Source organism: Trebonia kvetii, assembly GCF_007827045.1.
Classification (GTDB): Bacteria; Actinomycetota; Actinomycetes; order Streptosporangiales; family Streptosporangiaceae; genus Trebonia; species Trebonia kvetii.
The window spans coordinates 1,620,662-1,632,345 of the sequence record NZ_RPFW01000001.1; the positions used below are offsets into that span (position 1 = coordinate 1,620,662).

The window sequence follows — 11,684 nt, forward strand, 5'->3', positions numbered from 1 at the left end:
CCCCAAATCGCCAACTAATTCTACCAACACGATCTCGTCAACCCATCCAGGAATTATCACAAGCACGCGCGAGGGTGCGAGCTCCGTTCGTACCGTCAGCCTAATATGCTGTGAGTCGCCATCGCTCAGGCTGCCACCGCCCCATCGCCATTGAGAGGCAACTGAGAGCTAGTGTAGCAGCCGGTCTAGACCTTCGCCGGTTTCTTGTTTTTTACTGTAGATCACAATTTGTAATTGGACAGCGGCTGAATGTGAGTGAAAGTCATTGGGCATCGCGTCGCTTTTCCCGGCGATTCGCCTCCTGCGAGAAGCCTGCGTGAGACTTACTTGGAACCTGCCCTTCGTCGCGCGTGCCGCACGATGGCGGCCGTGCCGATGACGGCGGCGGCGGTGCCCGCGGCCCCTGCCGCGGTGATGGCCGCGTCCTTTCTCGCGATGCGGCGGCCGACGAGGGCATGATGCCCGGCCCGCGCCGCGAGCAGCGCCTGCAGCGCGGCGGCGTTGTCGTAGAACGGGCGCCAGCCGGCCGCACGGAGCGCCGCGCAGTCGACAACCCACGGGTACACCACGTACCGCAGCTCCGCCGACGGCGCCGGGGTCACGCCGAGCCGGTGCAGCCGCTGGGCGGTGCTGAAGGTCAGCCTGGCGGGCAGCTCAAGGGACTTCAGGCCGCTGAGCGCCTCCACCTCGGCCTGCGTGAGTGATCCGTCGCAGCCCACCGCGAAGTCGCCGGTAACCGCGCCTGCCGCGGCCAACTCGAGCGCGGTCACCAGGTCATCGACGTGGCAGAACTGCCAGCCCGGCGCGCAGCCGCGCACCACGAGCAGCCGCGGCGCCTCGAAATGCCTGGTCAGCAAGGTGTCAACGGCGTCACCGACCAGCGCGGCAGGGCGGACCACGGTCACCGCGGTACCCGGGTTGACCCGGCGGGAGCGCCGGGCGAGCTCCTCGATCTCGAGCATGTCCCCCGCCAGGCTCTCGCCGGAATCGGCGAGGAGCGGCGCGTCCTCCGGCAGCGGTACCGGGTTGTCCGGCCGTGCGCCGTACACCATCGCGCTCGACACCAGGACCACCCGGCCGACGCGCTCGGCCGCCGCGGCGGTCAGCACCGTCTGCGCGCCGCGCACATTGCGGGCCCGCCGCTGCCTCGGGTCGCTGTCCGCCGACGTGTCCACGTCCGTGTGCACAACCACGTCGACACCGGACAGCCGCGAGGACATGGTGGGATCCCTGACGTCAGCCACCCGCCAGGTCACCCCGGTGGCGTCGCCGCGGTGATCGTCGATCGCCACGACCCGGCCGACGAGCGGCGAAGTGGCGAGCCTGACCGCGAGCGCGTGGCCGACGCCCCGCGCGGCACCGGTCACCGCCACAGCAGGGAGCGCTGCGGCGGTGCTACGCTCACGGCGAACGCTGCGCTCAGGGCGAACCTGCCGTCCGTGGTTTCTCAAAATCGGCTGCTCCCGAATAGCGTGTTTCCCAAGACCCTTCTATCCTGCCCGACCATTCGAGAGCGAAGGGGGTGCATCGTGGCTGAGCGTCCTCCCTTTGGCTTCGGGCCGCCCGGAAGGCCCGGTGACGACGACCCGTCCGGCGGCAAGGGACAAGGCGGCGGACCTGGTGACCCGGGCCCCGGCGGGTTCGGCTTCGGTATGCCAGGCCAAGGGGGCCCTGGAGGTCCCGGCGCGAACCCGAACCAGTTCGCCGACGCATTGCGCCAGTTCGCGGACATGCTGTCCTACAGCGGCGGCCCCGTCAACTGGGAGCTGGCCAAGAACCTGTCCAGGCACGCGATCGCCGCCAAGGGCGATCCGAGCGTGCTCGCCAACGAGCGGTCCGCGGTGACCGACGCCATCAGGCTCGCCGACCTGTGGCTGGACGGCGTCACCTCGTTCCCGTCCGGCATCAGGAAGATCGAGGCGTGGTCGCGGTCTGAGTGGCTCGAGGCCACCTTCCCTGTCTGGTCCTCGCTGTGCGAGCCGATCGCCGCCAAGGCGGTCGACGCGATGGGCTCGATGATGGCCGTCGACCCGTCACAACTCGACGAGGTGCCACCGGAGATGCGGGCCATGCTTTCCGGGATCGGCGGCATGAACGCGCTCGCGCCGATGCTGCGGCAGCTCGGCGGCGCGATGCTCGGCGGCCAGATCGGCAACGCCATCGGCGAGCTGTCCGGCGACATGGCCACCTCCACCGACATCGGCCTGCCGCTTGCCCCCGAGGGAACGGCGGCGCTGCTGCCGGCGGGCGTCACCGCGTTCGGCGAGGGGCTGTCCGTCGACCTCGGGGAAGTGCGGCTGTTCCTCGCCCTGCGCGAGGCGGCGCACCACCGGCTGTTCGGTCACGTGCCGTGGCTGCGGCAGCACCTGCTCGGCGCCGTTGAGGCATATGCGGCGGGCATCTCCGTGGACATGAACCGGCTGCGCGACGCCTTGCCGGAGATGGACATGTCCAATCCGGAGCAGGCGCTGAGTGAGGCGCTGTCCGGCGGGAACCTGTTCCAGCCGGAAGACACCCCACAGCAGAAGGTTGCCCTGGCCCGCCTGGAAACCGCGCTCGCGCTTGTCGAGGGCTGGGTCGCCACGGTTGTGTCCGCGGCGGCCGGCGACCGGCTCGAGCATGCCGCCGCCCTCGCCGAGGCGATCAGGCGCCGCCGGGCCTCCGGCGGCCCCGCGGAGCGCACCTTCGCCACGCTCGTCGGCCTCGAGCTCAGGCCACGGATGCTGCGTGAGGCCGCGGCGCTGTGGAGCGGCCTGACCGACACCCGCGGCGCGGACGGGCGGGACGCGATCTGGGCGCACCCGGACCTGCTGCCCACCGCGGAGGACCTGGAAAACCCGGACGTGTTCCTGAACGGCGCCACCGACCTGGACATCTCCGACCTGGAGAACGGCGAGGAGCCCTAGGGCACGGCGGCCCGCCCCGCGGGCAGCCGTTGCCTCAGGCGCCGCAGCTGCAGGCCGGGTGCGGTGGCCAGCCGCGCCGCTGCCACTGCCATTCGGGCGGCACCACCTCGAGCGTTCCGTTGGCGGCGGCCGGGTGGCACACCCGGTCGACGAACGTGAGCGCCTGCGCCGCCGCGAGCGCGGCCGTCGCCGCGGCCAGCACCGTGTCGCATGCCACCATCCCGGCAGGGAGCGCGTCGGCCCCGCTGGCCTGGGCGAGGATGCGCGGCCAGGCCGGGTCGTGTGCCGCCTTACTCAGGTCCACGCAGCGCAGGCACGTCCACCGGCCGGGCAGCACGAGCGGCCCCACCACCCCGATCGCCTCCTCCGCGCGCACCACCAGATGCGGCACCCGGTCGCGCATCAGCGCGTCGAGCAGCACCGGGTCCGGCCGGCCGCAGATCACCGCGAGATCGGGCAGCCTGCCGCGATCGTCGGCGGTGCGTACCTCGGGCGCCACCCGGCGCACCGCGCGGGCCACCGCATCGGCCCGGCTTGTCCCGATATCTGCCGCACCGAGACCCGCGGGCGTCACGTCGGCAGGCTCCGTCGTCCCCGTGTCGAGGCAGCTGACCCAGGCCACACCGGACGCGGCGAGGAACGTAGCGACACAGGCGCCCACCCGCCCCGCACCGTAGATCCTGGCGAACGCCGCCCGGCGCCGTGCGAGCACCGCCGCGCCGCCGTCGCCGTGCCCGTAGGCAAGCGCGGCGCAGGCCAGCTCGGGACCGATCCGCGCGCGCAGGTAGTCGGGCAGCGCGGCCCGCGTGCTCGCGGGGAAATCGTCGAGTACGCCCGCCGAGGCAAGCAGCTCGATGACCCGGTGCGCGACCTCCTCGCGGATGCCGTACCGGCCCGCGGTCCGCACCACCTCCCCGGTGTCCCTCGACCCGTCAAGCAGGCTGACGACCGCCGCCGCCTTGCCGAGCCCGGTCAGCGCCCGGGCGCGACGCGGATCGACGCCGATCTGGAGCGTATCGCTGTCCCGCCACAGCGGCCGAAGCCCTACCTTCAGTGCAGGTCTCATGGGCATAGCGTGACGCCTCCCACTGACATTCCGGTCGATTAGGCTGGAACCACGCACTCGTTCGGGATAAGAGGTTTTCATTGGCGGAGAATGACGGCGAGAGCCAGGTGCCGCCCAGCAGTCGCGACGACATTCCGCGCGGCACGGTCGGCAGGACAGCAAGGCTCGCTGGGCTGCCGCTCGGGTTCGCCGGCCGGACCGCGCTCGGCATCGGCAAGCGAATCGGGGGGAGATCCGCCGAGATCGTCGCGCAGGAGATTCAGCAGCGGACGGCCGACCAGGTCTTCCGGGTGCTCGGCGAGCTCAAGGGCGGGGCGATGAAGCTCGGCCAGGCGCTGTCGATCTTCGAGGCCGCACTGCCGCCCGAACTCGCCGGGCCGTACCGCGCGACGCTGACCAGGCTGCAGGAGTCGGCGCCACCGCTCCCCGTGGCCACAGTGCACCGGGTGCTCTCCGCCGACCTCGGAGACGCCTGGCGGGACTCGTTCCAGTCCTTCGATGACACGCCCGCCGCGGCGGCCTCGATCGGCCAGGTGCACCGGGCCGTCTGGCAGGACGGCCGCGCCGTCGCCGTCAAGATCCAGTACCCAGGCGCGGGCCGTGCGTTGATCAACGACTTCACGCAGATCGCCAGGATGGGGCGGCTTTTCGGCATCCTGATGCCCGGGCTCGAGGTCAAGCCGATGCTCGACGAGCTGCGCGACCGGGTGGCCGAGGAGCTCGACTACCACATGGAGGCGGCGGCGCAGCGCTCGTTCGCGGCGGCCTACGCCGGCGACCCCGACATCTATGTGCCCGGTGTCGTCACAGAAACCGATCACGTCCTGGTGACCGAGTGGATGGACGGCGCACCGCTGTCGAAGATCATCAGCAACGGTTCCACGGAAGAACGGGACCGGGCAGGCATCCTGCTGACCAGGTTCCTGTTCTCCGGTCCCGCCCGGGCCGGGCTGCTGCACGCCGACCCGCACCCGGGCAACTTCCGGCTGCTCGCCGACGGGCGTCTCGGCGTGCTCGACTTCGGCGCGGTGGACCGGCTGCCCGACGGGCTGCCGCCGATCTTCGGCAAGCTGCTGCGGATCATGCACGACCCGGCGCCGGACATCGCCGAAGTCGAGCGGGTGCTGCGGGCAGACAACTTCCTGCGGCCAGGCATCGCGGTGGACCTGGATGCGCTGCGTGGGTTCCTCGGGCCGCTCGCCGAGCCGTCAGCCGTAGAGACGTTCAAGTTCTCCAGGGAGTGGATGCGCGACCAGGCCGGGCGGGCCACCGACATGAGCACCTCGGGCATCACGCGCAAGTTCAACCTGCCGCCCTCGTACGTGCTCATCCACCGGGTGTCCACCGCCGGCATCGGCGTGCTCTGCCAGCTGGAGTGCGAAGGCCCGTTCCGCGCCGAGGTGGTCCGCTGGGTTCCCGGCTACGCGACGCCCACCCCGACGCCTTGAACGCTTTGATGGGGGGTGTCGGGGGTTCGTCCCCCGCAAACAGCAGAGAACCCGGGACGGCCCTCGCGCGTCCCGGGTTCTCCCGGAGTGACTCCTGTTGTGTTAGCTGACCGCTGGGTTAGCTGACCGCCCCGAGGGTCGAGCGCAGGCGCTCGACGCGCTGCCAGGCGGAGAGCAGTTGGCGCTCGGCGCGCCGCTGCCGGCGCTCCAGCTTCCGCAGCTCGGCGACCTGATTGGCGGATCGTTCCTCGTGCGCCTGCTTGAGGCGCTCCTGCTGTCGTTCTCTCGCCAGATATTCCTGGACGTGCATGGCTTACAACCTCGCATTGTGTGCGTTTTAGTCTGTTTGTGTTTGTGTTCATAGTTATCGTCGCTTCACGTGTGCGACTGGTTACCGTGTGACACGGCGAGTGCCCGCGCCGCCAGCCTGCGGCCTTCCGTTGCGGGAAGGTCAAGCGTCAGGCTGGCGGCGGGCACACCGCGCTCGTCGCCGGTGAATCGACCGTTCGTATCCGTCGCATCACTAGTGATGCGACGGCTATGCTGCCCGCTCATCGGTCTTGGTAAGCTCGGCATCCGCCTTACGCGGGCGGCCGCGCGGCCGCTTCCTCGGCACGATCGCACCGCGCAGGAGCAGTTCCCCGCCCCACACACCCCACGGCTCGCGCCGGTCCAGCGCGCCTTCCAGGCACGCGACCCGGATCCGGCAGCCCTGGCAGAGTTCCTTTGCCGCCTCCACGTCCGCGGGCGCCTCGGCGAAGAACAGCTCCGCGTCGTCCGTGCACGGCAGGTCGAGACCCACGGGGACATCGGTGAGGTTGAAGAGTGCCGCGATCCCGCTCGCGGCCGTGCCCTGCTCAGCGTTCCTGTCGACGTACGGCTCGATCACGGCGACCGCCTCGGATGAGGCGTCGGGCCACTGCATCGGTGCCATCCCCTCTCGGTTTGTACTGGTCGGTCTCGGGACCGGGCCTGAAACAAATCGGGCCGCGGACCCTGGTTACGGGTCCGCGGCCTTCGGGGATCTTGGCCGGCCTTTTCTAGGCCGGTTCCCGTTCTGGATGCGGACCCAATACGCCGTAACCACCAGCGTTGATGCGGGTCTTCTGGACGGTCTGCTTAACGGTTTCGCTGACGGACGGCAGCAGGGCAGCCCTGAGGGTGCGCTGCATCGTCGTGGCCGTGGCCGGCGGGAACCAGACGCCACGCGCGTCCGGGTTACCGACTGACAGGACGAGGTGCTGCATGCGGGCATGGGTCGCCCCCGCGATGGCGAGGTTGGCCCACGGGGAGCGGACACCCGTGTAGGCGGCGCCCATGCCGGCGACCGCGTCGATTCGCGTGAAGTTAACCACCGTAGGCACCTCCTTCCAGGGGTTGGCTGCTCGTGCCCACGAACATGACGCTAAGCCTACGAAAGGCTTCACGGGAGGGCAACATATTTTTGACCTGGGATTTCATTCTTAGGGGTGCGGGTTTCCCGTGATGCGGATGAGGCCTTCCTGGACGACGGAAACGACCAGTTCGCCCTCCGCGGTGAAGACCTGGCCGCGCGCCAGCCCGCGGCCGGCCGCCGCGATCGGGCTCTCCTGCGCGTATAGCAGCCACGAGTCGGCGCGGAACGGGCGGTGAAACCACATCGCGTGGTCCAGGCTCGCACTCGCGATCGTGCCGTCAAGCCAGCTCACATCGTGCTCGAGCAGTACGGTCTCAAGCAGCGTCAGGTCCGAGACGTAGGTCATCAGGCACACGTGCAGCAGCGGGTCGTCGGGCAGCTTTTCCGTCATGCGCAGCCAGACGAAGTTGCCGTGCTTACCCTGGCCGCGCAGTGACGGATCGCGGGAGACCTCCGCGGAAAGCGGGCCGACAGAACGCAGGTCGATCGGGCTGTCGCGGACGAACGGCGGCAGCGGGGTGCCGAGCGCCTCGGCGAGCCGCTCGGCGTTGGGCCGCAGTTCCTCGGGCGACGGCACCGCCGGCATCGGGTCCGCGTGCTCCAAGCCGGCTTCCGGGTGATGGAAGGAGGCGGAGAGCGCGAAGATCGGCTTGCCGTGCTGAATGGCGGTCACCCGCCTGGTGGCGAACGTCCGCCCGTCTCGCATCCGGTCCACGGTGTAGATGAGCGGAACGGACGGGTCGCCAGGCCTGATGAAGTAGGCGTGCAGCGAGTGGACCGGACGGTCCTCGGGCACGGTCCGCCCGGCGGCGACAAGCGCCTGCCCGGCGACCTGGCCGCCGAACACCCGCTGCACCGTCTCGTCCGGCGAGCGGCCGCGGAAGATGTTGACCTCGATCTGCTCCAGGTCGAGCAGGTCGAGCAGCTGGTCGAGCGCCTCGCTCATGGCTGTGCCACCGAGGATCGGGCCGTCGCGGACTTTGACGCCGCGGGCTTGGACGTCACGGGCTTTGACGCCGGCTGAAGCTCGGCGAGGAAGCGGGAGCGCTGCCTTGACGCCTCCGCCCCCGGCGTCCTGGCAGGCGCCCAGGACAGCGCCAGGTGGACCCGCGCCCGGGTGACCGCGACGTACAGCAGTCGCCGCTCTTCCTCAACGGCCTCGGCCCCTCGCGCATGCACGATGGGCATTATGCCTTCCGTCAGTCCAGGCAGCAGAACCGCGTCCCACTCAAGGCCCTTGGCCGCGTGCATCGTGGCCAGGGTCACCGCCGCCGCGGTGGGTGCGTGCCCGCTCTCCGCGCGCTCGGCGATCTCCGCGGCGAACTCGGCCAGGGTCGCCGACGGCCGCGATGCGGCCAGGGTGTCGGCGAGGCCGGCGATGGCGGCCAGGGATTCCCAGCGTTCCCTCACCGCCCCGCGCGCCGCGGGCGGGGTGGCGGTGAGTCCCGCCGAGGCGAGCACATGCCTCACCGCCGCGGGCAGGTCCCCAGGCAGCCCGGTCGCGTCGGTGCCCGCGCCCGCCGCGCGGGCGGCACCGCGCAGCAGCACGAGGGCCTGGCGCACCTCTGGCCGCTCGTAGAAGCGTTCGGCGCCGCGGACCACGTACGGCAGCTTCGCCTCCGCCAGCGCCCGCTCGAACCGCTCCATGTGGGCGTTGATCCGGACGAGGACGGCGATCTCCTCGGGCGGGACTCCCTGTGCGGTCAGGGCGGCGATGGCGGCCGCTACGCCCGCCGCCTCCGCCTCCTCGTCGGCATACCTGGTCACCGTCGGCTCGGGACCGTGTGCCCGCTGCGCCACCAGGGCGTCGTCCCCGCCAGTAGCGGCGGCCAGCCGGTTGGCCGCCACCACCACTTGCGGCGTCGAGCGGTAGTCGCGAACCAGCCTGACCACCGTCGCCTGCGGGTAATCGGCCACGAACGACCGCAGGTACTCGGAGGTGGCACCGGTGAACGAGTAGATGGTCTGCCGCGGGTCGCCGACCACGCACAGCTCGTCCCTGCCGCCGAGCCAGGCGTCGAGCAGCAGCTTCTGCAGCGGGTTGACGTCCTGGAACTCGTCCACGGTGAAATACCGGAACGCGGCGTGCACCTCGCGGGCCACGGCGGGCTCGGTGAGCAGGATCGCCGCCGTCAGCTCGAGGACCGACTCGAAATCGATCAGCTGCCGGTCCCTGCGCAGTGCCTCGTAGGCCGCGTACAGCCGCCCGGTGTCTGGCACGCCGATCGACGGGGCGCGGCCCGCTTCGGTCGCCGCGAACACGTAGGAATCCGGATGAATCTGGCAGACCTTCGCCCACTCGATCTCGGTGATCGCCTCGGATAGCGCCGCCCCGTCCGCGCGCAGGCCGAGGCCGGAGGCCGCCTCGCGGAGCAGCGGCAGCTTCGACTCCACGAGCCGGGGCGGCCTGCCGCCGATCACCTTCGGCCAGAAGTAGGTCAGCTGGCGCAGCGCCGTCGAGTGGAACGTGGCCGCCCTGACCGCCTCGGCGCCGCCGCCGAGCGCGCGCAGCCGCCCGCGCAGTTCACCGGCGGCCCGGACCGTGAACGTCAGCGCGAGCACGTTCGCCGGGTTGACCGTGCCGGTCGCGACCGCGTAGGCAATGCGGTGCGTTATCGCCCGCGTCTTGCCCGTTCCCGCACCCGCCAGCACGCAGACCGGACCCTGGCCTGCCAGCGCCACGGCCCGCTGCTCCGGGTCGAGCGCGGCGAGCAGGGCATCGGCGTCCACCTGTCCTATGGTGCCGCATCCGCGGGGACGCCGAAGCCGCGGGAACACAGTGACACGGATCCGTTGTTGCACGACCAGCGGACCCCCCACTCCAGCGGTTGGGTCAGGAACGACGAGGAGGCCCACAGTGCCGCTGACGATGTACACGACGACCTGGTGCGGGTTCTGCAGGAACCTCAAGCGGCAGCTCGGCAAGGTCGGCGTGGAGGTCATCGAGGTCGACATCGAGCGCGACCCGGAGGCCGCGAAGTTCGTGGAGAGCGTCAACGGCGGCAACCAGACCGTTCCTACCCTGCTGTTCCCCGACGGGTCGACGATGTGCAACCCGTCGGCCGCGCAGGTGCAGAAGAGGCTCGCGGAACTCGCACAGGTCGGATAGCACGGCACCCTCTGCCCCGTCCCGGCATTACCCATTTTCGGCCCGCCACGTTACACCAGGTAATCTTGGCGGAGCCTCGAGGTTGCTGAGCAGCCCGAGGTTGCTGGGTAGGGGGAGGCAGGTAAGAAGCATGAGCACAAACGGTCCGCACGGTGTCGGTAACCATGGTGCCGACCAGCAGGACGATGTGGTCGTCCGCAAGGCGGAGCGTGGCTGGGTCGTCGGCGATGAGAACGTCGCCGACCTGACCAGTGCCATGGTGCTCGCCGACCTGTTCGCCGCCGACCAGGCGGACAACGACGACACCAGGCTCATGGAGGCCGTCGACGAGAGGGGCGCGCCGCGTGGCGCCAGCAGGCAGTCGGCGCGGACCGCGCCGACGCCCACCGCGCCGGCGCCGCGCGACCGCGGGACCGGGCCGATGCGGAAGATACCCGCCGTGAGCGGCGCACCGGGGACCGACGACAAGGCGGGCGAGGCAGGCGAGGCAGGCGAGGCGGAGCGTCTCGCTGTCACCGTCGCACAACTCGAGCACGCGCTCGCCGCCCGGGTCCGGGTGGAGCAGGCGATCGGCGTGCTTGCCGAACGGCACAGGCTCCGCCCGCGCGAGGCATTCGACCTGCTGCGCAGGGCGTCGCGGGCGCGCGGCGCCCGGGTCACCGAGCTCGCGCAGGACGTGGTGGCGAGCACGGCCAACCCGCTGCTGCAACTGCCGGAGGAACTGTCACGCGCGGTCCCCGAGGCCCGCCAGCGCGGCCGCTCGCTGCGCCGCGGTGGGCGCCACGCGTCACGGGGGTAACAGGGCTCCGAGGACTGCGGCGGCGATGGCCGCCTGGCCGCGGGCGTTCGGGTGGAACGGCAGCGCAAGCGAGCCCGGGATCAGGCCCTCGACATCCCTGACCGACTCGGGCTGGCAGAAGTCGTGCCCGATGGTCGGCGTGTAGGTGTCGACGAACGTCGCGCCCGCCGACTGCGCCACGGCGGCGAGCATCGCGTTGACCTGGAATTCAATCCCGCGCAGATAGGCGATGTCGCCGCTGGTGATGGGCACGCGCGGCCAGCAGCCGCCGGACTGCGGGAACATGTCCGGGTACCCCACGACGACGATCCTCGCGCGCGGCGCCCGTTGCGCGATGGCCTGCAGGACGAGCGTCATCTTCGCGGACTCGGCCGCGACCAGGGCGTTCGAGGTGTCGCCGTAGTACGTCCGGCACGGGCTCCCCATCGGGTTGGCGAACGAGAGGCTCACGCACTCCTTGAGCACGTTGAGGAAGCCCATGTCGTCTCCGCTGAGCGTGAGCAGCACCACCCTGTCGGCCGGGCCGAGTGCGGTGAACTGCGCGGGGTTCGTGCCGAGGTAGGTCGGCTGCGCGGCGGTCATGTTCTTCACCCCGGCGCTCGCGCAGGCCACGTCGGTCAGCGGCGCGTGCAGCGCCGTGGCGACGAGCACTGGGTAGGCCTTGGCCGACCGCAGGCAGCCGGGCGGGGTGGCGTGCGGTTCCATCGGCAGCATGGCGCCCGCGGTGTAGGAATCACCGAGCGCCACCACCGGACCGGATACGGCATTCGCCGCTTGCGTGACCGACGGCGTCGCGGACGCCGACGTCGCCGGAGCGGAGGACGACGGGTGCGCCGCGGGCGCGCCGTGACATGCCGACGTGAACAGGGCGGCCACCAGGAGGCCCACCGCACCGGACGGCAGAGCCCACACGCGACTCCACACTGTGATCTCCCTCGCGCGGAACGTTACTAGCAGGCA

The 11,684-nt window shown here is 70.8% G+C and carries 12 protein-coding genes; 4 read left to right on the forward strand and 8 right to left on the reverse strand.

Going from position 1 to position 11,684, the window contains the following annotated elements; all coding sequences use genetic code 11:
- Window positions 1–323: 323 nt before the first annotated feature.
- Window positions 324–1,373, reverse strand: a complete 1,050-nt coding sequence (locus EAS64_RS07360) for an NAD-dependent epimerase/dehydratase family protein (RefSeq protein ID WP_145851876.1) — start codon at window positions 1,371–1,373, stop codon at window positions 324–326.
- 156 nt (window positions 1,374–1,529) lie between these two features.
- On the opposite strand from EAS64_RS07360, the gene EAS64_RS07365 reads away from it, so the two are divergent.
- On the forward strand, window positions 1,530–2,906 hold the full coding sequence (locus EAS64_RS07365; RefSeq protein ID WP_246115554.1) for a zinc-dependent metalloprotease: 1,377 nt from the start codon (window positions 1,530–1,532) through the stop codon (window positions 2,904–2,906).
- A gap of 34 nt (window positions 2,907–2,940) precedes the next feature.
- Here EAS64_RS07365 and EAS64_RS07370 read toward each other — a convergent pair whose 3' ends face one another.
- Window positions 2,941–3,972: a ThiF family adenylyltransferase gene (locus EAS64_RS07370; RefSeq protein ID WP_145851877.1), complete on the reverse strand. Its 1,032-nt coding sequence runs from the start codon at window positions 3,970–3,972 to the stop codon at window positions 2,941–2,943.
- A gap of 80 nt (window positions 3,973–4,052) precedes the next feature.
- Between EAS64_RS07370 and EAS64_RS07375 the strand changes: the two genes are divergently transcribed.
- A complete protein-coding gene (locus EAS64_RS07375; RefSeq protein WP_246115555.1) occupies window positions 4,053–5,420 on the forward strand; it encodes an ABC1 kinase family protein in 1,368 nt (455 codons plus the stop codon).
- Between the two features lie 118 nt (window positions 5,421–5,538).
- On the opposite strand, the gene EAS64_RS07380 is transcribed toward EAS64_RS07375, so the two are convergent.
- The 5 genes from EAS64_RS07380 to EAS64_RS07400 form a co-directional block, all read right to left on the reverse strand.
- Window positions 5,539–5,730 (reverse strand): hypothetical protein, encoded by a 192-nt coding sequence (locus EAS64_RS07380; RefSeq protein WP_145851878.1) that lies wholly within the window; start codon window positions 5,728–5,730, stop codon window positions 5,539–5,541.
- A gap of 228 nt (window positions 5,731–5,958) precedes the next feature.
- Window positions 5,959–6,222: a WhiB family transcriptional regulator gene (locus EAS64_RS07385; RefSeq protein ID WP_439333588.1), complete on the reverse strand. Its 264-nt coding sequence runs from the start codon at window positions 6,220–6,222 to the stop codon at window positions 5,959–5,961.
- Between the two features lie 238 nt (window positions 6,223–6,460).
- On the reverse strand, window positions 6,461–6,775 hold the full coding sequence (locus EAS64_RS07390) for a hypothetical protein (RefSeq protein WP_187365743.1): 315 nt from the start codon (window positions 6,773–6,775) through the stop codon (window positions 6,461–6,463).
- Between the two features lie 108 nt (window positions 6,776–6,883).
- Window positions 6,884–7,762, reverse strand: a complete 879-nt coding sequence (tesB, locus tag EAS64_RS07395) for an acyl-CoA thioesterase II (RefSeq protein ID WP_145851881.1) — start codon at window positions 7,760–7,762, stop codon at window positions 6,884–6,886.
- Window positions 7,759–9,546: an ATP-dependent helicase gene (locus tag EAS64_RS07400; protein WP_222849062.1), complete on the reverse strand. Its 1,788-nt coding sequence runs from the start codon at window positions 9,544–9,546 to the stop codon at window positions 7,759–7,761. Before EAS64_RS07400 ends, tesB begins: the two co-directional genes overlap by 4 nt.
- Before the next feature lie 139 nt (window positions 9,547–9,685).
- Between EAS64_RS07400 and EAS64_RS07405 the strand changes: the two genes are divergently transcribed.
- Together EAS64_RS07405 and EAS64_RS47115 are read left to right on the forward strand one after the other, a co-directional pair.
- On the forward strand, window positions 9,686–9,925 hold the full coding sequence (locus EAS64_RS07405; RefSeq protein ID WP_145851883.1) for a mycoredoxin: 240 nt from the start codon (window positions 9,686–9,688) through the stop codon (window positions 9,923–9,925).
- A gap of 130 nt (window positions 9,926–10,055) precedes the next feature.
- The gene (locus tag EAS64_RS47115; RefSeq protein WP_342782021.1) at window positions 10,056–10,724 is read left to right on the forward strand and encodes an ANTAR domain-containing protein; all 669 of its coding nucleotides are present in this window, start codon (window positions 10,056–10,058) and stop codon (window positions 10,722–10,724) included.
- Here EAS64_RS47115 and EAS64_RS07415 read toward each other — a convergent pair.
- On the reverse strand, window positions 10,713–11,648 hold the full coding sequence (locus tag EAS64_RS07415; protein ID WP_145851884.1) for an SGNH/GDSL hydrolase family protein: 936 nt from the start codon (window positions 11,646–11,648) through the stop codon (window positions 10,713–10,715). The two genes, EAS64_RS47115 and EAS64_RS07415, sit on opposite strands and share 12 nt — an antisense overlap.
- Window positions 11,649–11,684: the final 36 nt, after the last annotated feature.